The following is a 20,302-nucleotide window of genomic DNA, read 5'->3' on the forward strand; positions in this document are numbered from 1 at the left end:
GCTTCATAGCTGTCTGCGGGTGTAGCGGTTACCGTAACCTATAGAGATTGCCTTTATGATATTTGTTATCCCATGCGGGGGAATACCATGGCTCGCGGTCCAGTCGAACTGTCACCAAGTTGTCCTCTGAAACCTGTCCATGATTGAGTGGCTAGGCTCTCTTGCGGCTCTCGTTGCCTGGGGTTTTGCCCTGTACGTATATTGGGTTTCGCCTAGGACAAAGAGCTCTAGTCTCCTGGTCTTAATGCTGTTTGTCGATGGACTGGCCGTTATCAGCAGCGGCACCTCCTGGCCTTTTGTCGATCGACTCATCAATCTCGGCAAACCGTTCTGGTGGCGAGTTCACGTCGCTTCGGATTGGGCGCTCATCGGCGTGTACCTGACCTTTATAGGCACCACCGTTGAGTCGTCGCTGGCCAAACCCATGCGTGGCCCCCGCACCCAACTCTTTGTGCTCATCGCGGGCGTCATCATGGCTGCACTCATGATGCCCCTTCAGGTGGAGACCTTTCGGTCAGAATTCGCGGCCTACTTGTACAGTCTGATCGCCCTGGTTCTGACCTGGGGATTTGCAGCTGCGCTCCACGCCTGGATGAGCGCATCCAACCTAGCCTCCAGGGCTCGAGCCGCCGCCTTCAGTCTGGCATTTGGACTGCGTGATACCGTCTGGATGATTACGTTCCTCATTACTGGCGCCTTCAATCTTGGCTATCTGGACGAGTCAAACACGATGTTTTTCTACGGCACAGCAGTGGCCTATGTGTCGGCGGTTATCGTTTACGTACCCCTTGTTGCCTACGGCATGCTGCGCACACAGCTATTTGACATCGATCTGCGTATTAAGCGCACATTAAAGCGCAGCACCGTGGTAGCGGCCTTTGTCGCGATCTTCTTTCTCATCTCAGGATTGGCCGAGCTGTTTTTCTCTGCCGCTCTGGGAAACCTCATGGGTATACTTTGCACTGCGGGGCTGGTGTTTTTTCTGGACCCCATCCAGCGCGCTGCCGAGCGCTTGTCGAACGCGGCCATGCCCGAGACAAACGACACGCCAGAATACGAAAACTTCAGAAAACTACAGGTCTATGAATCGGCAGTGCAAGCGGCAGTGGACGACGGGGCCGTACCGGCTCACAAACGCGCCATCCTCGATGCTCTGGTGACATCCTTAGGGATCAGTCCCGAGGTCGCTTTGAGATTAGAGCAGGATGCTTTAGGCAGTTAGACTAACAATGAGTCACTCCAGACGCTCCACAGATAAAGCACAAGTAATAGGAGGGCGCGCAGCGTGAATACCGCTTTGCATCTGACTTCATCCGTGACGAAAAGTCTCGCAACCATGGGATGGTTGCTGGTCGTCGTAGCCTGCGCCAGCACCGAGACAGTCGTCGAGACTTCGACCACTATTGAGCACAGCGTTTCCGACGGCCCTCAACCATGGACCCAGGCAGCGCCAAACTATGACGCAGATGCCGTTCGCTTTGCGGTGTTCTCAGATCTCACCGGTGGCGAGCGCGAGGATGTTTTCAAAGTTGCGGTAGAACAGATGAATCTGCTGCGTCCCGAACTCATCGTCAACGTTGGAGACTTAATCGAAGGAAGCTCAAACAGAGCCCAGATAGAGGCTCAGTGGCAGTCTTTTGATGAGCGCGCAGATAAGTCGGTGGCTCCAGTACTCTATACCGGCGGCAACCATGACTTGTTGGGTCAGGTACCCCGCGAGGCTTGGGAGGATCGCAACGGACCACGCTACTATCACGTGCGCTATCGCGACGTATTGTTCCTGATTCTGGATACCGAAGACCACTCTGTTGCCCGGCTCGCGGAGATTGCCCAACTGCGCCTGGCTGCTATAGAAGTCGCAAAAACAGAAGGCTGGGACGCCTTTGCCAAAACCGAATACGCCAACCTTCCGGAAGATGAAACCGGGATCATATCGCCTACACAGGCCGACTATATGCGCGACGCTATCGCCGCAAACCGGGACGTCAAATGGACGTTCGTCCTCGTGCATAAAGCGCCCTGGGCAAGCGACGATATGGCGACCTGGCAATCCATTGAAACCGCACTAAGTGATCGTCCTTACACCGTGTTTCATGGCCACCGACACAGCTACCAGCACAAGACGCGTAACGGTCGGGACTATATCCGGCTGGCTACAACCGGCGGCGTCTTTCTTCCCGAAGCAGGTCTATCGATGGACCAGATCGTATGGGTGACCGTAGACGCCGAAGGCGCGCACATAGCCAATCTGAAGATGTCGGGCATACTGGATAAAACCGGCAAGCGGCCTCTTAACGGAGACGCGCTGTGCCTGGATTCAAAGGATTGCCCTGAAGAGTAATCAGGAGCCGGCAGCATCCCAAATTGGTTTGAGGGCGGAGTAACCGCCTGCGTTCATCGCATTGCTAAAGCCGGCTGCTGAGAGGCTCTTTGTCGCGATGCCCGATCGGTTGCCACTGCGGCAATACAGCACAATCTCCGTCGACTTGGGTGTCTCCAGGGCAGCAAGCCCTTCAACGATCTCGCCGTGAGGAATGTTAACAGCCCCGGGCAAGTGTCCCGTCGCAAATTCCTCGGCGGTTCGCACATCAACTAATAAAGCGCCGCCCTGTACCGCTGCCAGCGCCGCTTGCTTGGTCTCGTCAGCGCCACCACAGGCGGCGAGCATCACACTACCCAGCAAAACCGCTATTTTCTTAAACACCTATATAACCTCTCATCAATACCACGGCGACAACGCCCTGCTTGTCACAATTATGCCCTTTCCCTTCGCTTATTAGTAAGTTCGAATAGGGATCAAAGCGAAAATCAAAAAGCTCAGGTGGTTCTCCGTGGAAGGATCAACAAGTATCATCTAGACAGTACCGTTGAGCGAGCAAAGGCCTAACATCGCCCACTCACCACGGCAGATAACGCGGAGTTCAAACTCGGAGGTTTATATGTTCGCAGGCAGGATTAGTGTGGTTCTTACCCTTTGTGCCGCCCCATTGTTGGCGCTCGACGCTGTGGCGGGTTCCGCTACCGTCGCCTCTAAAGATGGTGGTTCATCAACGTTTGAATACAACGAACAGTTTCTGCGAGTGGGTATTCCGGGGCAAGGCGGATACGCTTTGGTGCGAGACGGTTCGATCTATACCGTTATGCAACAAGATGGGAACACCCTGGTTATTGATGCGGGGTCCGCGATGAAGGGCATGGGCGGCGGCGCGGCTCCTGCAGTACCTAGCCAGTTCAATTCTAAAATTGAATCCTTGGAAAACACTGGGCGGTCGGAGACGGTAGCGGGTATTAAAGGCGAGGTATACCAACTCAACTCTAAGGATGAAAACGGCAATCTACAAAGCGAAGAAGTGGTGCTGTCGGATGATCCTCGGGCACTGGAGTTGCGTGATGCCTTGTTTCTCATGGTGGGTGTGGCCGCCCAACTCACGGCCGAGGGTACCGTCGATAACACGCAGTCCATTAAGAAAGCCCTCGCCGATATCAACTCGGGCATCTTACGCTACGGTCAGGAGATGACTGTCACCAGCATTGACGGCGACGCAGTGGACGCTTCGCGCTTTGAGTTACCGGCAGCGCCCCTCAATCTGCAGGGGATCGGCTCGATGCTTAACAATATGTCCAAGAGAGGTCAGTAGGCAGCAGTGCGAAGACCACCTTGTTGCTTTGGGAGTTATTGCTACGAGCGCCATCGCTTTAGCCGGCATCTCTGCAAACGTAGCGGCCCAACAAGAAGATGGTGAAAATCGTAGTCAGGGAAAACGCCGCGGGCCCCCACCTGAAGCACTGGAGGCCTGCGCCAACCTGAGCGAAGGCGAAGTCTGCGGATTTACTGGCCGCCATGGCGATATGACCGGCGTCTGCTTTGCGCCGCCCAAGGAAGACGCGGCCCTAGCCTGCGCTCCTGAAGGAGGACCGCCCAAGCATCGTGAACGTGGTGAAGAGATGGAGCAAATAGAAGACTGATCTCCTCATGGGCCTAAATCGAGCCAGGTGATCAAAGATCCAAACAGGTGGCCGCCAGGGGCCGCCAGTGATCCGGAACAGGATTGTTCTCGCAAATCAGCGTGAGGACCTTTTCGCGATTTTCCACAGCGCGGGACGCAACGTTCTGACGAACGATTTCAAAAGCGGGTTCGTCGCGTATACCGTCAAAAATAGGCTCAAGGAACACTATCGGATAATCGAGTCCCGCGCTTTCCGCTGCCTGCAGTGCCTGAAGAGCCGCTTGCTTATCGTTTTCAAGAGCCGCTATGAGCGCTACATTAAAGTGCCACCAGCGAAAGGCAGTAAAACCAGCTTCGCCAACACTGGCTGAAAGTGCCTTCAGGACCTGTAGCTGTTCCGCCGCCGCCTGCTGCCAAAGTTCGACAGCTTCAGCGAAGCGCCCCTGCAAATAGATACTGGTCGCGAGACTCGAGATGTTTTCCAAGGACTCGGGGTCTGCTGCCACCGCTTGACGAAATGCTTGCTCGGCCTCCTCAAAACGAAGAGCGCCCAGCAACACCCAGGGACGAACAGTCCGATCGATACGCAGTGCCTCATCCAGCAAGCCGCTATTCACAAAAACTTCGGAAATCTCGAAATTCACCAACAGATCACGGGAGTCCAGCGAGTATGCAAGCAACAATTGCTCAAGCTGCAGATGTATTTTCCCTTCACCGCGGTAAGCCCTTGACTGTGCCACGTGGCTTGCCCACGGCGATTGCGGAGCGATAGACCGGGCTATCCCCAGAGCCCGTTCAGGCTCCCCGGCATTGGCAATGAACGTAACAGCGTTAAGGCGTCCAACAACAGTCAATGGATCAAGACGCAATAGCTCTTCTCTCGCCTCTACCGCCTGTACCGCCATGCCAAGCCCGTTAAGCGCATTAACGCGCCAGTTGAGCGGATCTGCATAATTCGGCCGTATGGCAAGCGCCAACTCGCTGTTCCTTAAATACTCCTGATCGTCAAAATTGATCCTCGCAAGAATAGCTCGCGCCGCCCACAGCTCCGCAAAATTATCGTCAATAGCTTCCGCCGCTGCTAACTGCTCACCCGCTCTCTCGTTAACCTCATCGATGCTTAGGTCACCATAGGTTCCCGAGGTCGCCGCCAACAGGGCAATGCCAATCGCCAACTGCGCACGCGCCGGCGCATAGTTAGGGTCTAATCGAACCGAGCGCTCAAGCTCCACCACGCCAGCGGTAATGGACTGGTTGCCGCGCTGATTATAAGCCCGCGGCCTTTCAAAAACGCTTCGTAAGCCGCCGTATTGGCTGTCGCCTTGCTGGCGTCCGGCGTAGTTACGTCGTCCAGCGCAAGCTCTGCCCTCAAAGCGTCTGCTATTGCCGCTGAGATCTCGTCCTGAATGGCAAAAATATCCTCCAGCTCTCGATCGTAGGTTTCGGACCACAGATGAAAGCCACCTTCGGCCTCGATAAGCTGGGCAGTTATGCGCAGCTTTGTGCCGGCCTTGCGCACGGAGCCTTCAAGCACATGGCCTACCTTAAGCAACTGTGCAATCTCACCAATGTCGCGATTATCGCCCTTGAACTGAAAAGAGGAGGCTCGTGCCGCTACTCGCAACGCAGGAATCTGGGCAAGCACATTGAGTAGTTCTTCCGAGATGCCATCCGAGAAATACTCTTGCTCGGGGTCCGAGGAGAGGTTCACAAAGGGGAGTACCGCGATTGAGGTATCTTCGGAGGGCGCGCTTTGCTCTTTTGCCTGCGCTGCAGCCTCGGTTTGCTGGCGCAATGCATCCATGCTCGAGAGCTTATTGTTCGGTGTTGATACATCACTCGCAGCCAATTCTTGCGTTGCCTGGGACGGTTCGCGCAAGCGGCCATCCCAAAACAAATATGCCACGGCAACTACCAAGGTAGCGATAATCAAAGTATCGAGCTTACGGCGTGTCTGATGCACCACAGACACACCCTCTTCGATCTCGGACTCGCGCTTAAGACCCTCGGGTGTCAGTTCAAAAACCCAGGCAAAGATCAGTGCGGGGAACAGGCCCAGGAGCAGCAATACCAACAAGGCCTGCATCACCCAATCAGGAGCACCAATGTTCTCCATCACCATATCGGCAACCTGCAGCAACAACCACGCAACTACGGCATAGGCAATTCCGACACGGACAACGTTCCTGCGATGTAACTCGCTGCATAAGCTCATGGGCTGTCTCTGATTTTACGCTGGCTACGTTAGCAAAAGGCCCGTCAGGCAACCAGAAAAACTGTTTGCGGCAAAACCAGTAACTGAGTGTCATCGTCTACGACGATGGGTACACTCTCGCACCACATTCGCCCGTCGTTAGGACAAGCATGCGCATTATCGAAATCAGCCGCGAGCCCGTAGAGCTCTACAAGATTCTTAAATTCGAGGGCCTTGTCACGACGGGCGGCGAAGCCAAGTTACTCATCGGTGATGGTCAGGTGCTGGTCAATGGAGAGATCGAAACGCGCAGGCGGCGCAAGATGCTGAATGGCGATATCATCGAGTTCCGATCCGAAACCCTTCAGCTTCAGTTGGTGTAGCAGTTAAAGATTATGCGCGTACTCATTGAAAACTACCGTAACCTCACCGCCGGCCACTGTGGCAGCGGCTCCATGCGCAATCTGATCTTTCATTACACGGGACTGGAGTTAGATGAAGGCGTCATATTCGGCTTAGGCTCGGGACTCGACGCGGTGTATTTTGACTACCCCCACGCCGATCCCCCGTACATGTGCTTCGGACGGGGATCATCTTTTGAAACGGATGTCACCGATGCGCTGGGTATCGATTATCGAGAGACGCCCAACCCCAATGATACTCAAGCCTGGGAAGACGTGCGCCAGGAGGTGATCGCCGGCAGACCCACAATGCTCTCCGGCGACATCTACTACCTTGATTACCGTAAGTTTAAAGTGCACTTTCCGGGACATCGCTTTGTGCTGCTGGGCTTTGATGATGAAAAAGACGAAGTCTATGTCGCCGATCGAACCGAAGAAGAAACACAAACCTGCTCCACCGAAGGCGTGCGACTAAGTCGGAATCCACCGGGAGGAATGTCTACCTACAATACCTGGGGTAAGTTTCACTCAACACAGGTGCGCCACAGCCTACCCGATGCCTGCGAAATAGCGCTGCGTAAAACCGTAGAGCGCATGCTCAACTTTGACCACAGCCAGCGAGATCTCATGGCGAACTTGCGCGGCAACGGTGACGGCGAACTCTCCGTAGGCCTCGAGGGCCTTCGCACCCTTGCCAATCAACTCCCCCGTTGGGCAGAGCTAGAAGACCCTGTGTCTCACGCGCAATATCTGGACAACGCCATCATCAAATTTGGCACCGGCGGTGGATTTTTTCGGGATCACTACGCCGCCTTTATGCGCTGGGCTGCCATACAGCGGCCCGATCTGGTGGGACCGACAACCGTAGCATTGGCTGAAGGCGCAGCACGGGAGTGGAATGCACTCTCACCAATCATGCAGGGTATTGTTGCAGCGCCCAAAGACGACCCACTCTGGCAACAGGCGCAAGAGAAGCTAGAAGAAATTTACGAGCAGGAGTATTCCCTGTTCGGGCACCTGGCAGATACGGTGTTAAAGACGGGTTAAAGCCCAACTTCTAATAAAGTCTTTATCATCGAAGCCAAACCCTAACAGGCTTACCAAGCTAAATGCGAGTCACAAGGAACCCTTGCTGCCTCTAATCAAGAGCGAAAGTCTTGATAAGCACCGTCACCCCAGCCCACGAGCAAGTCGTTCTTAAAAACCACCGGTGTCATCTCATCTCGCGTGGTCTGCCCATCGGGGTGCTTACGCTGGGTTCGGTAAAACAGGACACGTACCTCTTCTCCATCGCGGGTAAACGCTTCGGAGTCGGTCGGGGTACCCAATTTCTCCACTACAGCGCTGCGTGTAACACCGAGATCCAGTTGGCTAATCATCTCGCGATTAACCCGCTGATCTTCGCGCCAGTCATCGGACGTGACTCGCTCGCCGTTAATGTAAACACAGCCGCTGGCAGCCATAGATAGAAGGACAACCAATGATACTTGGGCTAAAGATTTCACGAATATTTCCTCGATAGGGGATGTGCCTAAGAACGCTACCCGCACAACGCAGAGCAGCATTGTTTGAGTGCTTATGATTCGATGATTCTTTGAGCAGATCAATTACCTGGCGCCGCCATCCATCGCAGGTAATGCTCGTTTTGTCGTTTGCGTGCAGATCCACACCAGGTTTGCGTGCGATCTGCACGATTTGGGTGCGTGCTCAATACCGGCCCCTCATAAGCCCTCGACCTGCGAAGCCACCACCGTGGCCTGTATAGTGTCACCAATAATTGGAGCCTACCCCCATCGACAAGCTACGCTTGCACTATGACTCTCTGAGCCTTAGGCCTCTGGTCTTCTGGCCAACGTTTATCGTTCTGATGATGGCTGTGGCGTTCAGCATGATTGATCTGGAGCGTTTTCTGCAGATCACCCGATCTCTGAATGACATGATTCTCGAACGCTTCGGATGGCTCTTCAGCTACGGAAGCTTCTTTTTGGTTTTGCTTACGATTGCGGCTTACCTATCCCCCCTGGGGCGCGTAGTCATCGGAGGCGCTGGCGCTACGCCGCTACTGTCCAAGCCTCGATGGTTCTTCATCACCCTGTGCACAACCCTCGCCGTTGGAATACTGTTCTGGACCACGTCTGAACCCATCTATCACCTCAACGCACCACCCGTGAGCAAAGACATTCTGCCGGGCACAGAGGGTGCTGCCGCCTTTTCTTTAGCCGCTATGTTCCTCCACTGGAGTTTCACTCCCTACGCGATCTATACGATTCCATCGCTGACCTTTGCATTGGCCTTTTACAATCGACGCCTACCCTTTTCTATCAGTAGCTCTTTACGCCCCGTCTTCGGTCACTGGGTTGATGGGAAAACTGCCGACTTTATTGACACCCTGGCGCTCAGTGCCCTGGTTACCGGTATGGCCTCAAGCCTGAGTACCGGTGCCCTCAGCCTCATTGGAGGTGCCGGCGAGGTGATTGATGTGGATATCACGCCTCTGTCTCTGGGAATTGCCATTTCCCTGATTGTGGCAACCTTTGTCTGGTCTGCCGCCAGTGGTCTACATAGGGGCATCGCCAAACTGTCATCGCTCAACGCCGTGTTGCTGCTCTTTCTGGGCGTATTTGTCGCCGCCCTTGGACCGACGCTTTACATCCTGACATCCAGTGCCACGGGGTTGGCGACCTATGCCAGTACTTTTCTGGAAATGAGCTTGTTTACCGGCAGCATCTCGGGTGATGACTGGCCGTTGCAATGGAGCGTCTTTTATTGGGCTGTGTGGTTCGCCTGGGCGCCGGTGAGTGCACTCTTTTTAGGACGCCTTGGCCGGGGCTACTCGGTGCGCGAATACATCCGTATCAACTTTCTATATCCATCGCTATTTGCGGTCATCTGGATCAGCATCTTTTCGGGCACGGCCATACATATGGACATGAGCGTACCGGGCTCGCTCAATACAGCCTTGCAGGAACTGGGGCCAGGGAAAATGCTCTACGCGGTTTTTTCAAACTTTCCCTACAGTATTCTAACCGTGCCACTCTTGGTGTTTATCGCGTTCATCTCATTTGTGACGGCAGCGGACTCCAACACTGATGCCATCGGCAAGCTGTGTGCTCAGGGCGTGACCGCTGAGTCCGAAGAAAAGACCGGGCTTGGTGCCAAGATTGTGTGGGGCGCCATGATCGGCATTGTGTCCTGGACCATGGTGAGCTTTGCGGGGGTGGATGGCATACGCATGCTCTCCAATCTGGGAGGCATCGCGGCAGTGACTATCGTACTGGCGAGCAGCATCACACTGCTCAAGTGGCTTAAGAATCCGCGGCTGCTCGACTAAGTCTCGTCAGAGCAACCGCGACTAACCAAGCTAAGGCGCTCGTACTAAGCGACGCTCGCCACGCTTCGCACCCAATACCGCCTCGTGCTTAACGTACTCTTTAATCAAGTCCGCTTCGTCGGCGGTGAGGTATTCCTTCCATGCGGGCATACCGTTAGCAGCCAGGCCGCCCTCCATAACGATTGCCTGCCACGCGGGATCTACATCCTTGATGCGGTAGCGTAGATCCGGAATCAGGCCGGCACTAATCGCATTGCCGCCGTGGCAAACAGCACAGTACAAGTTAAAGAGATCGCGACCACTTTCTACAAACTCGCTGCTGGCCAACTCAACACCATCGGCTTCCAGCACCTGCTCCATTACCGGTACTTCGGGCAACTCTTCGGATGCTCCCAGCTTGAACACAAGGAGGCGGCTTATGTTGATCATGTTTTGGGGACCGCTTACCGAGCCAAAGGGAAGACCGGTTTCGCCGCCCCAGCCCTGGGCCACCGCCACATACTGCTCATCGTCTATGGTGTAAGTAATCGGAGACGCCATCACGCCGCCCTGTACGGGATAGCTCCAGAGTTCATCACCCGAGTCGGCAGCAAAAGCACTAAATGTCCCAGTTAAATCACCCTGAAACAGCAGATTTCCGTGCGTAGACAGCAGACCGGAACCCGAGTAGTAGCCCCGGGGCTTTCTCCATACCGCTTCGCCTTTGATCGGATCCCAGGCGATGAGCTCCGCTGCCAGGGCCTGTTTGCCAATAGCAGCCCGGGCCTCTGCGGGCACTTCATCAGGCATCCCCACCATTAGACCGGCATTAAAGTTAATGTGCCAAACGGCATCGCGCTCGAGGGTATGAAAGTCGTCAGCGTAAATGGCTGAGTGAGACTTGGCTGGAATATAAACCAGACCCGTGTCCGGGCTATAAGTCATGGGGTGCCAGTTATGGGCGCCCGAAGGTCCTGGCGACACCATGGTATCGGTATTGCCATCACGCATACCCGGCGCCTCTACAGGACGGCCGGTTTCCATATCGACATGTGTTGCCCAGGTCACCGGCATGTACTTTTCTGCTGACAGCAACTCGCCCGTCACTCGATCCAGTACATAAAAGAAGCCGTTCTTTGGGGCCTGCATCAAAACCTTGCGCTCTTGTCCCTCGATGGCCAGCTCAGCCAGAATCATGTGCTGAGTTGCTGTGTAGTCCCAGTTATCGCCCGGCGTGGTTTGGTAGTGCCAGGCGTAGTCGCCGGTATCGGCTTCTACCGCAACAATCGACGAGATAAACAAATTGTCGCCACCTTCGGGGCTACGGATCTTCTGATTCCAGCTCGCGCCATTCCCAACACCGATGTACAAAAAGTTCAGCTCAGGATCAAAGGCGAAGGAGTCCCAGGCGGTGCCGCCCCCTTTTCCGTTCTCCCACCACTTTCCAGTCCAGGTTTCTGCGATACGCTCCTGTGTCTCGTCCTCAAAGCCATCGGCGGGGTTTCCAGGAACGGTGAAGAAACGCCAGGCCTGCTCGCCAGTCACCGCATCGTAGGCGGTCACGTAACCGCGCACAGACATCTCAGCACCACCATTGCCGATGACGACCTTGCCGTTCACGATGCGCGGCGCGCCTGTGACGGTATAGGCGTCAGTGGTATTGATTCGCGTATCAACCTTCCAGACCACTTCACCCGTGTCTCTATCCAGCGCATACAAGCGACCGTCCAAGCTCGCGACGTACACGTTATTACCCCAGAGGGCCACACCTCGGTTTACGACGTCGCAGCAGGCCCGCACTCCGTAGTCCTTTGGGACCTGAGGATCAAAGTGCCAAAGCTCTTCCCCGGTCTTTGCATCGTAAGCAAGAACATGACCCCAGGAGGCGGTGGCATACAACTTGCCATCGGCCATCAAGGGTGTGGTTTCAATACCTCGATCCGTAGGAAGCTCTGCATACCAGGCAAGACCCAACTCTCCGACATTATCTTCGTCAATGGCGGCAAGAGGACTGAAGCGTTGCTCTCCATAGGTGCGACCGTGAGTGAGCCACTCGCCCGGAGCATCGTCGGCGGCAATAATTCGCTCCGCCGTGACTGCGCTTGAGCTTGGCGCTACGGGTGCCGCAGGAGCTTCTGCGATCGGCTCCTCCTTTTGGTCGCTACTGCAAGCGACGGTCAGCAGCAGCAGACCCGGGAGGAACACTTTTGCGATGTGCATGGGTTTGAGGTTCATTCCAAAGAATCCGTGTTTATTATTTGAGGCTCGAAAGCTTAGCAAAGTTCGGCCCCAAAAAAATGACTCTGGCGCCACCGACATGCTTGTCCATCCCGCCGGGCAATGGGACACTCAAAGGCCGCCGACCTGAGTACTCACCATGCACCCAAACACTACTCAAGCCCCCTCGTCTGTCATCCTGCTCATTGCACTGCTTGCATCCTGTCTAGCTTTGGCGGAAGACGTCACCGTAGGCGGCAAGGGACGCAACTGCATCGAAGATCCGCAGTGCATCAACCGGTTGCATCCTGAGATTCCTATGACCGCTTCGGCGAGACCGGGGCAGACGATCGTGCTGCATACCCGCAATGCGGGCGATTTCGACCTCGATCCCAACAGTACCTACGAAGACCCCCGACGAGCGACGGGTAACACTGGCCATGCCCTCACAGGGCCAGTTCACATCGAAGGTGCCAAAGCGGGGGACACCCTTGCGGTTACGTTGCTGAACGTAGCGCCCGGCCCCTGGGGTAAGACCTGGGTGGGCGCCGGTGGCTTTCTTGCAGACCACTACCCCACGGGGTTTGCTGCCACCTGGAAACTGGGCGCTGAGTACGCACACTCCGAACAAATTCCGGGCGTGCGCATTCCTATCAGCGCGTTTCCCGGCGTCATCACCACACTCCCAGACGACGCCATGGTCACCACGGCAATGGCACGCGAGACAGCCATATCCGAACTTGGTGCGCGGGTGTTTCTACCCAACCCGACTAACGCGACACCGGCTGAGTTTTGCGGCCCATCGGGTAAAGTCAAAGATGAATGTTTGCGCACAATTCCGCCTCGGGAGCATGGCGGCAATATGGACATTCGCTACATGCGGGCCGGTGTAACGATCCACCTACCCTGTCGTATTGATGGCTGTGGTCTGGCAGTCGGTGATGTGCATTACGCGCAGGGCGATGGCGAGGTTAGCGGCACCGCGATTGAGATGGACGCCACCGTCACCCTCACCACCGAGATTCTCAAAGAAGCACCGGCGCTGGGTGTTAGTTTTACGGGACCGGTGTCTACCCTGGCAATCCCGAGCGAGACTTACTTCGCTACCACGGGACTGCCGTTTAAGCAGGCGGGAGACGTGCCCGCGGATATGGCTTATCTGGATTCCCCCCGACTGGCAGCGCTGGAGAGCCTCCCCGACGATATCGCCCTCGCTGCACGCAACGCGCTCCTGGCGATGATTGACCACCTCGTCAAAGAATATGGCTTAAGCGTAGATCAGGCCTACGTCATTTGCTCTGTCGCGGTAGATCTTCGCATCGGACAACTTGTGGATGCTCCCAATGCCGGTGCGGTAGCACTCTTGCCGCTGGACATCTTTGTCGACGAAGAAACCGCGCAATGAGACAGCTGCTCCTGGCGGGCGCTACGGGTCTCGTTGGCCAGGCCATTCTCAGCAACCACGACCCCAGTCAACTGAAGATCACTACCGTGGGGCGTCGTGCGACCCAGCAGGTCGCCGATGAAATCATCACGGACTTTGTTCAGCCTGTGACCCTGCCGCCGGCGGACATGGCAATCAGCGCTCTGGGCACCACCATCGCGAGCGCAGGGTCCAAGGCAGCTTTTCGAGCGGTGGATTACGATGCCGTTCTACGTTTTGCGCAGTCTGCCCTGGCTGCCGGCGCCAATCACTTTGTGGTCGTAACTTCCGTGGGAGCTGACCCCAAAGCGCGCGTCTTTTATGCGCGTGTTAAAGGCGAAGTCGAAGACGCTCTCCAGGCAATGAACTTTCGTCGTCTCGATATACTGCAGCCGGGACTACTCCTGGGCGACCGCAGGGAAAGCCGGCCTGTGGAAACACTCATGCGCAGTATGGATCCTGTAACGAGGCTTTTTCTCAAAGGGCCTCTGGATCGCTATGCGGGGATCGGGGTCACCACTGTGGGGAGCGCGCTGCTAGCCTTATGTAAGGAGCAAGAACCCGGCGTGTATCGTCACGGAAACCGATCGATCCATCACTTGGCAGGCCTTTAAGACGACGGCGGGTCACCTGACGCGCAAGCTATGCGGCGCGGGCATTTGCAGTGAGCTGCCATTAAGCGACACAATCTCTTTTTTATCTTTGGTTCACTCTGAAATGTACCCTTTAAATTCTCGCGCCCTGCGCCTCTCTCTGTCAGCTATCTTTGGAGCAATTTTGATGGCTTGTTCAACTACCGACGAGTCCACTACTTCTCATAGGAACTCAGCCGCCCCGCTCAGCACCGATGCACAACTCACACTGGAAGCAATCTATGGCGAAGATGCCTACAAGGCTGAAAAGCCCGGACAGATAAAGTGGCTAAGCGATAACAGTGGTTACACCATGCTGGAGACACCAGCGGGTTATAACGACAGCTCAGATAACGATGATGAACCGTCAGCGCTGAGAGAAATTGTCTTTTATGATCCTGCAAGCGGCGAGCGCAGAGTGCTGGTAGGCATTGCCTCGCTTACCCCCGGTGACGCTGAAGATCCGCTTATTGTCGATGACTACGCTTGGTCCGACGATCAAAGCAAGTTACTCATCTACACCAACAGCAAAAAAGTCTGGCGCGTAAAAAGCCGTGGCGACTACTGGGTCCTGGACCTGGAATCACAGCAACTTATGCAATTAGGGGGAGATGCGCAGCCATCAAGCCTACAGTTCGCTAAATTCTCTCCAGATGGAACACAGGTAGCCTACGTCAAAGAGGCCGACATCTTTGTTGAGAGTCTCGACACCCAAAAAATTACCCGACTTACAGAGCGCGCCGGCGAACACATTCTTAACGGCATTATGAGCTGGGCTTACGAAGAGGAATTTTCTATTCGCGATGGATTTCGCTGGAGCCCCGATGGCCAGCGTATCGCGTACTGGCAGTTCGACACCTCCGGTGTGCGTAACTTCTCTCTCATTAACAATACCGACGAGCTTTACCCAAAGGTTACCGAGGTTCCCTACCCGAAAGTCGGCGAAACCATTTCCGCAGCCAAAGTCGGCACGGTCAGCGTAGAGGGTGGGAAAACAATCTGGGCTGAGTTGCCCGGCGACCCGCGGCAAATGTACGTGCCGCGCATGGACTGGTCGCTGCGCTCGGACCAAATCATTATTCAGCATGTAACTAGACGCCAGGATCGCAATACCGTGTTTTACGCCGATGTGAGCGACGGCGAAGTCACGCAGGTATTTGTAGAACAAGCACCTAACTATCTCTTCGATGTGGAAGACGTGCACTGGTTAAAGCAGAGCGGTGATTTTCTTTGGCTCAGCGAGAAGGACGGCTGGTGGCATATCTATCGCGCCAGCGGCGACGGTAAGACCCTTATCGACCTAACACCCGGAGAGTTTGACATCACTGATGTCGCCCACGTGGACGAAAGCGCGGGCTGGGTGTACTTCATCGCTTCGCCGGAAGCCATGGAAACCCGCTACCTGTTCCGCTCCCGTCTCGACGGTAGCGGCGACATGCAGAAGCTAACCCCTGCAGAGTTTGCCGGCACAAACAGCTATGAAGTCTCCGAAGACGGACGATGGGCAGTACATACTCACCAGAGCTTTTCTCAGCCACCCCAGTATCGACTGGTTTCTCTGCCGGAACATCGCGAAGTACGCGTCCTTGAGGATAACGCTGAGCTTTTGGCAAAACTCGCCAAGCTTGATTTACCTGAGCACGAGTTTTTTCGTGTGGAAGCCCGCGACGGTCTGCCGCTGGACGGTTATCTCATCAGACCATCGCAATTTGATGCCAGCAAACAGTACCCCATTGTCTTTTATGTCTACAGCGAAGTCGCCGGACAGACCGTCCGCAATGCCTGGAGCGGCAAGCGGCATCTCTGGCATCTATATATGGCTCAACAGGGTTACCTTGTGGCCTCCGTCGACAGTCGGGGCGCTCGCGCGCCCCGAGGCAGGGATTGGCGACAGTCCGTGTATGGCGGCATTGGCCTTCTCGCCTCTCGGGACCAGTCTGACGCGCTGACTGCTATGACCCAGCGATGGTCATACATCGACAAGGAAAAGGTAGGCATCTGGGGTCATTCTGGTGGCGGCTCCATGACGCTTAACATGCTCTTCCGTTATCCCAAGCAATACAAAGCCGGCGTCTCCCAGGCACCGGTCACGGATCAGCGACTCTATGACGCCATCTACCAGGAGCGCTATTCGGGACTGCTGGATGAATATGCGGATGCCTATGTCGAGAGTTCGCCGATTACCCATGCCAAAAACCTGGAGGGCGAGTTATTGCTGGTGCACGGGACCGGCGATGATAACGTGCATTATCAGAGCAGCGAGCGACTCATCAATGAGCTGGTTAGGCTAAATAAACCCTTTCGTTTTATGGCCTATCCCAACCGTACTCACGCAGTGGTAGACAGCGAGGGTGAAGGCACGGAATTGCATTTGAACACCATGCGGGCACGCTTTTTTGACGAACACCTCAAAGCGCAATGAACGTGAAATTCATGCACAATTTTGTGTTGGCGCTTATAGGAATGGTTTCTTTAAACAGCTGGAGTGAAACTGCCATGACACAGACTGACGACATTAGCGCCTTCGCTGCCGCTTACACTGCTGCCTGGAACAGTGACAATCCCGCCGAAGTCGCCGCGTTCTACGCCCCTGATGGCGTGCTTACCATTAATGAGGGCGAACCAGCCGTAGGCCGCGCGGCGGTTGAGCAGGTCGCGAGAGATTTCATGGTCGCGTTTCCTGACCTTGTGCTGACCAATGATCGCAACGAGTCGGTAAACGGTCGAGTGGATTACCACTGGACCTTCACCGGTACCAATACGGGTCCTGACGGCACCGGCAATGCCGTTGACTTCAGCGGTTTTGAATCCTGAATATTCAACGCCGACGGTTTGATTCAGGACTCCATCGGCAGTTTTGATGCCCAGGAATATAAGCGTCAACTCGCTGGAGAATAGCTTTAGACCCTAGGGTCTCGCGTAAACCTCACGCCCTGCAAAGTAGGTGTGGTCCACAACCAGAGACTTAAAGCTCTCGTTCATGGGCTCGGGCACGGTTCCACTAAAGACAACAAAATCAGCCCACTTGCCAATGGTGATTGAGCCAATCTCATCTTTCCACGGCGTAATATCCGCACCCGCCTGAGTATAGGCATACAGCGCATCATCAAACTTTACCGACTCTTCGGGATGCCAGGACTTACCATCGTTAAAGCCAAAAGGGCTCTCCCGAAAGACTGCATCGCTGATCTGCGTTAGCGGACTTAGAGGTGATGTTGGATAGTCCGCTCCAAAAACCAGGTGTGCGCCGCCATCGAGCATCGATTGCCAGACATAGGCTCGATTCTCCCGGGCCTCACCCACGCGAGTGGGAACATATCCAATGGCGTTAGTACAGTGGTTCGGCTGCATTGACGCAACAACGCCAAGCTCCTTAAACCTTGGCACATCATCCGGATGTAAGATTTCTATGTGTTCAATACGATTAGGTACGGGCACGGCGTTATCCCTCGATGCCTCAATAGCATCCAGCGCGGCGCTAACAGCCGCATCGCCAATGGAGTGTATCGCCACGGGCATGCCCTTCTCCGTCGTGCGGCGAACCAGCTCAGCCAGATCACCTGGCTCGGTAATGTACTCTCCACGCCAGTTTGGACGATCGTGATAATCTTCCATCAACACGGCGGTGTGCGCTGAAAGGACGCCGTCATTAATCAGTTTTACAAAGCCTGCTTGCAAGAGCGGCCCTACCTCGACCTCCTTCTTGCTATCTGTCACTCGCTGATTGGTGTCTTCGGTAACATCCAGCACAGTGTCTAAGGTTTGATCCCAGGTTGCAGGATCCATGTCCAAACCAAAGTGCCCGTACCAAACCCGGATAGAAGGGTCCCCATTTTCAACAATGTGTAAATAGTCATCAAGGCCTCTCATTTGATGCAGGCCCGTGATACCAAAACTATTCGCATACTGTTGCATTTGCGCGAGTCCTTCGCGGCGCTTCGCATCACTGCGAGCAGGAATATGATCTCGCACCACGCGCATCGCTCCCTCCAGCAGTATCCCCGTGGGCTCGCCAGATTCTGGGTCCAGAACAATTTCACCACCCGCTGGTACAGGTGTCTCAGCGGTCACTCCGTTCATCTCCAGTGCTAATGAATTTACCCAGCCGTAATGGCCATCAATATGTGACAGGAATATGGGGCGATCAGATACCACCGAATCCAGCATTTCACGAGTGGGGTATTCGCCGTCAGACAAGGTGTGATCCCAGTAACCCCCGGTGAGCCATTCCCCTTCGTCGAGACGCTCGTCCGCTTCTTTGATAAGTCTTAGCCACTCCGCCTTATCCACCACGTAGGCCAAATCAACGCCCGCGACTACCGGCGCATTACCATCCATATGAGAGTGGCTATCGATCAATCCTGGTGTAACCGTTCTGCCCGCCGCATCGATGATCTGGGTGTCGGCATCTGCAAGGGCTCTTATGTCTGCGTTGCTACCCACCGCGGTAAAGCGGCGGTTCTCGATAGCAAAAGCCTGGACTCGAGGCGCATCGGGATCCACCGTACGAACGTCACCGTTGACAACGATGATATCCGGTGCTGCCAACGCGCCCGCCACACTTGCGACACCAATGTACATAGCTACCGCTGACGACGCGACAAGCTTTACAAAAGTCATGATTCGATTGTCCACAAGCCCTTACCCTTCGCTTTTACAGAGGCATTGATAATGCCACAGGGCAATACTGAGAAAACATCGTGAGCACAGCCAGCAAATTGTGTAACCTCCTACCATCCACCAATAAAGATAATAAGGTACCGACGTGACCGACGCCGAAACAACTCCAAGCGCGCCGCAAGACCACCCGGACAATCCTTATCGCACGAAGAGCGCCAGTTGGTATGCCTTGTGCCTGCTGACGATCGTTTACAGCTTCAACTTCATTGATCGTCAACTACTGGCCATTCTCCAGGAATCCATCAAGGCTGATCTGAATCTTTCAGATAGCCAGCTAGGACTGCTTACCGGCTTTGCCTTCGCTATTTTTTATGTCACTGCGGGTATACCCATCGCGCGCTGGGCCGACCGGGGCAATCGCCGTAACATCGTATCGCTGTCGTTATTTATCTGGAGCTTCATGACTGCTCTCAGCGGTTTCGTCCAGAACTACACGCATCTGCTTCTCGCACGTATCGGTGTGGGGATTGGCGAAGCCGGCGGCAGTCCCCCTTCGCATTCAATTATTTCGGACATCTTCCCTGCCGATCGTCGTGCCACCGCGATTGGCTTTTATTCCATGGGCGTAAGTATCGGCATCCTATTCGGGTTTTTGGCCGGTGGCTGGCTCAACGAATTCTTTGGCTGGCGCACCGCTTTTATGGTGGTGGGCATTCCCGGGGTCATCCTGGCCATCGTTCTACGCTTTACCCTCCGGGAGCCCATCCGTGGCCTCCACGATGGCGCACCCAGTTCCACTGACGCCGTTCCCTTTGGCGAGGTACTGAGGGTTCTGTGGAGCCGACCAACCTTTCGCCATATCGCCCTGGGCGCGGGTCTTAACGCCTTCTGCGGCTATGCGACCGCGAACTGGACGGCCTCTTTCATGATCAGAACCCACGCTATGTCCACCGGGGAACTGGGCACCTGGCTATCTATGATTATTGGAGTAGGCGGTGCTATTGGCGTGTTCTTTGGCGGCTACTTTGCGGACCGCCTGGCGAAGACCGATAAGCGCTGGTACGTCTGGTTACCGAGCATCTGCGGATTCGCAATCGTGCCGTTCATGGTGAGCATTTACATCGTAGACAACCCCTACGTGGCTCTGTCGCTCTCCATCATTCCTGGCTTGCTGTTTCAGGTTTACCTTGGCAACACCATTGCCACAACCCACGCGATCGTTGGTCCAAGAATGCGCGCGACCGCGTCGGCTGTTTTGTTTCTCATTATCAATATCATCGGGCTCGGTGGAGGCCCTTGGGTTGTCGGTGTATTGAGCGACATACTCTCGGACAGCCTAGGCACAGAGTCCCTGCGCTATGCCATGCTCTATGCATTGCCACCGGTAATGGCATGGTCGGCAGTCCATTATTGGCTGGCGGCGAAGAGCGTGCGCCAGGACATCGAGAACGCGCCCAGCTAGGCTCGGCGGCCAAGCTCACAAAGCAAATCGCCTCTAAGAGGTGTTCGAGTAGTAGCCGTCCGTCTATAATCGGCCACCTTTGGGCGTGCTGCTATT

Annotated in this window: 18 protein-coding genes; 12 read left to right on the top strand and 6 right to left on the bottom strand. The window is 55.2% G+C overall.

Going from position 1 to position 20,302, the window contains the following annotated elements; all coding sequences use genetic code 11:
* Nucleotides 1-139 precede the first annotated feature (139 nt).
* Both ACTG39_RS03415 and ACTG39_RS03420 read left to right on the top strand, forming a co-directional pair.
* The gene (locus ACTG39_RS03415) at nt 140-1,222 is read left to right on the top strand and encodes a hypothetical protein (RefSeq protein ID WP_439106128.1); all 1,083 of its coding nucleotides are present in this window, start codon (nt 140-142) and stop codon (nt 1,220-1,222) included.
* A gap of 63 nt (nt 1,223-1,285) precedes the next feature.
* Nucleotides 1,286-2,341, top strand: coding sequence for a metallophosphoesterase family protein (locus ACTG39_RS03420; protein WP_439106129.1), 1,056 nt, complete (start codon nt 1,286-1,288; stop codon nt 2,339-2,341).
* On the opposite strand, the gene ACTG39_RS03425 is transcribed toward ACTG39_RS03420, so the two are convergent.
* Nucleotides 2,342-2,704: a rhodanese-like domain-containing protein gene (locus ACTG39_RS03425; protein WP_439106130.1), complete on the bottom strand. Its 363-nt coding sequence runs from the start codon at nt 2,702-2,704 to the stop codon at nt 2,342-2,344. It lies immediately after the preceding gene.
* Nucleotides 2,705-2,939: 235 nt separating this feature from the next.
* On the opposite strand from ACTG39_RS03425, the gene ACTG39_RS03430 reads away from it, so the two are divergent.
* Both ACTG39_RS03430 and ACTG39_RS03435 read left to right on the top strand, forming a co-directional pair.
* A complete protein-coding gene (locus ACTG39_RS03430; protein ID WP_439106131.1) occupies nt 2,940-3,638 on the top strand; it encodes a hypothetical protein in 699 nt (232 codons plus the stop codon).
* A gap of 28 nt (nt 3,639-3,666) precedes the next feature.
* Nucleotides 3,667-3,966 carry a hypothetical protein gene (locus ACTG39_RS03435; RefSeq protein ID WP_439106132.1) on the top strand — a complete coding sequence of 100 codons (300 nt, stop codon included), beginning with the start codon at nt 3,667-3,669 and terminating at the stop codon, nt 3,964-3,966.
* A 31-nt stretch (nt 3,967-3,997) separates the two neighbouring features.
* Here ACTG39_RS03435 and ACTG39_RS03440 read toward each other — a convergent pair whose 3' ends face one another.
* Both ACTG39_RS03440 and ACTG39_RS03445 read right to left on the bottom strand, forming a co-directional pair.
* The gene (locus tag ACTG39_RS03440; protein ID WP_439106133.1) at nt 3,998-5,179 is read right to left on the bottom strand and encodes a tetratricopeptide repeat protein; all 1,182 of its coding nucleotides are present in this window, start codon (nt 5,177-5,179) and stop codon (nt 3,998-4,000) included.
* Entirely contained in the window at nt 5,152-6,162 is a 1,011-nt protein-coding gene (locus tag ACTG39_RS03445; protein ID WP_439106134.1) for a hypothetical protein, read from the bottom strand. The genes ACTG39_RS03440 and ACTG39_RS03445 overlap by 28 nt, the downstream gene beginning before the upstream one ends.
* A 149-nt stretch (nt 6,163-6,311) precedes the next feature.
* On the opposite strand from ACTG39_RS03445, the gene ACTG39_RS03450 reads away from it, so the two are divergent.
* Together ACTG39_RS03450 and ACTG39_RS03455 are read left to right on the top strand one after the other, a co-directional pair.
* Nucleotides 6,312-6,524 (top strand): RNA-binding S4 domain-containing protein, encoded by a 213-nt coding sequence (locus tag ACTG39_RS03450; protein WP_439106135.1) that lies wholly within the window; start codon nt 6,312-6,314, stop codon nt 6,522-6,524.
* 12 nt (nt 6,525-6,536) lie between these two features.
* Nucleotides 6,537-7,589, top strand: a complete 1,053-nt coding sequence (locus ACTG39_RS03455) for a BtrH N-terminal domain-containing protein (RefSeq protein ID WP_439106136.1) — start codon at nt 6,537-6,539, stop codon at nt 7,587-7,589.
* Between the two features lie 95 nt (nt 7,590-7,684).
* Here ACTG39_RS03455 and ACTG39_RS03460 read toward each other — a convergent pair whose 3' ends face one another.
* Nucleotides 7,685-8,047 carry a DUF3192 domain-containing protein gene (locus ACTG39_RS03460; protein WP_439106137.1) on the bottom strand — a complete coding sequence of 121 codons (363 nt, stop codon included), beginning with the start codon at nt 8,045-8,047 and terminating at the stop codon, nt 7,685-7,687.
* 272 nt (nt 8,048-8,319) lie between these two features.
* Between ACTG39_RS03460 and ACTG39_RS03465 the strand changes: the two genes are divergently transcribed.
* Entirely contained in the window at nt 8,320-9,873 is a 1,554-nt protein-coding gene (locus tag ACTG39_RS03465; RefSeq protein ID WP_439106138.1) for a BCCT family transporter, read from the top strand.
* A gap of 30 nt (nt 9,874-9,903) precedes the next feature.
* Here the strand turns inward: ACTG39_RS03465 and ACTG39_RS03470 are convergent, their stop codons facing one another.
* Nucleotides 9,904-12,087: a PQQ-dependent dehydrogenase, methanol/ethanol family gene (locus tag ACTG39_RS03470; protein WP_439106139.1), complete on the bottom strand. Its 2,184-nt coding sequence runs from the start codon at nt 12,085-12,087 to the stop codon at nt 9,904-9,906.
* A 142-nt stretch (nt 12,088-12,229) separates the two neighbouring features.
* On the opposite strand from ACTG39_RS03470, the gene ACTG39_RS03475 reads away from it, so the two are divergent.
* The 4 genes from ACTG39_RS03475 to ACTG39_RS03490 all read left to right on the top strand — a co-directional run bounded on the left by ACTG39_RS03475 (nt 12,230) and on the right by ACTG39_RS03490 (nt 16,938).
* A complete protein-coding gene (locus ACTG39_RS03475) occupies nt 12,230-13,474 on the top strand; it encodes an acetamidase/formamidase family protein (protein WP_439106140.1) in 1,245 nt (414 codons plus the stop codon).
* Entirely contained in the window at nt 13,471-14,106 is a 636-nt protein-coding gene (locus tag ACTG39_RS03480; protein ID WP_439106141.1) for an oxidoreductase, read from the top strand. Before ACTG39_RS03475 ends, ACTG39_RS03480 begins: the two co-directional genes overlap by 4 nt.
* Before the next feature lie 166 nt (nt 14,107-14,272).
* Nucleotides 14,273-16,546 (top strand): DPP IV N-terminal domain-containing protein, encoded by a 2,274-nt coding sequence (locus ACTG39_RS03485; protein WP_439106142.1) that lies wholly within the window; start codon nt 14,273-14,275, stop codon nt 16,544-16,546.
* A gap of 74 nt (nt 16,547-16,620) precedes the next feature.
* Nucleotides 16,621-16,938, top strand: a complete 318-nt coding sequence (locus tag ACTG39_RS03490) for an ester cyclase (RefSeq protein WP_439106143.1) — start codon at nt 16,621-16,623, stop codon at nt 16,936-16,938.
* A gap of 93 nt (nt 16,939-17,031) precedes the next feature.
* Here ACTG39_RS03490 and ACTG39_RS03495 read toward each other — a convergent pair whose 3' ends face one another.
* Nucleotides 17,032-18,744 (bottom strand): amidohydrolase, encoded by a 1,713-nt coding sequence (locus ACTG39_RS03495; protein ID WP_439106144.1) that lies wholly within the window; start codon nt 18,742-18,744, stop codon nt 17,032-17,034.
* A 145-nt stretch (nt 18,745-18,889) separates the two neighbouring features.
* Here ACTG39_RS03495 and ACTG39_RS03500 point away from each other — a divergent pair, with 145 nt between their 5' ends.
* On the top strand, nt 18,890-20,206 hold the full coding sequence (locus ACTG39_RS03500) for a spinster family MFS transporter (RefSeq protein WP_439106145.1): 1,317 nt from the start codon (nt 18,890-18,892) through the stop codon (nt 20,204-20,206).
* Nucleotides 20,207-20,302 lie beyond the last annotated feature (96 nt).

The sequence above is a fragment of the Congregibacter sp. genome, from assembly GCF_965662665.1.
Lineage (GTDB): Bacteria > Pseudomonadota > Gammaproteobacteria > Pseudomonadales > Halieaceae > Congregibacter.

Bases quoted from the DNA above. Each gene is read 5' to 3' on its own strand.
- ACTG39_RS03415 (WP_439106128.1), top strand. From the start codon at position 140: ATGATTGAGTGGCTAGGCTCTCTTGCGGCTCTCGTTGCCTGGGGTTTT.
- ACTG39_RS03455 (WP_439106136.1), top strand. From the start codon at position 6,537: ATGCGCGTACTCATTGAAAACTACCGTAACCTCACCGCCGGCCACTGT.
- ACTG39_RS03470 (WP_439106139.1), bottom strand. From the start codon at position 12,087: ATGAACCTCAAACCCATGCACATCGCAAAAGTGTTCCTCCCGGGTCTG.
- ACTG39_RS03495 (WP_439106144.1), bottom strand. From the start codon at position 18,744: ATGACTTTTGTAAAGCTTGTCGCGTCGTCAGCGGTAGCTATGTACATT.
- ACTG39_RS03475 (WP_439106140.1), top strand. From the start codon at position 12,230: ATGCACCCAAACACTACTCAAGCCCCCTCGTCTGTCATCCTGCTCATT.
- ACTG39_RS03490 (WP_439106143.1), top strand. From the start codon at position 16,621: ATGACACAGACTGACGACATTAGCGCCTTCGCTGCCGCTTACACTGCT.
- ACTG39_RS03430 (WP_439106131.1), top strand. From the start codon at position 2,940: ATGTTCGCAGGCAGGATTAGTGTGGTTCTTACCCTTTGTGCCGCCCCA.
- ACTG39_RS03450 (WP_439106135.1), top strand. From the start codon at position 6,312: ATGCGCATTATCGAAATCAGCCGCGAGCCCGTAGAGCTCTACAAGATT.
- ACTG39_RS03480 (WP_439106141.1), top strand. From the start codon at position 13,471: ATGAGACAGCTGCTCCTGGCGGGCGCTACGGGTCTCGTTGGCCAGGCC.
- ACTG39_RS03485 (WP_439106142.1), top strand. From the start codon at position 14,273: ATGGCTTGTTCAACTACCGACGAGTCCACTACTTCTCATAGGAACTCA.
- ACTG39_RS03445 (WP_439106134.1), bottom strand. From the start codon at position 6,162: ATGAGCTTATGCAGCGAGTTACATCGCAGGAACGTTGTCCGTGTCGGA.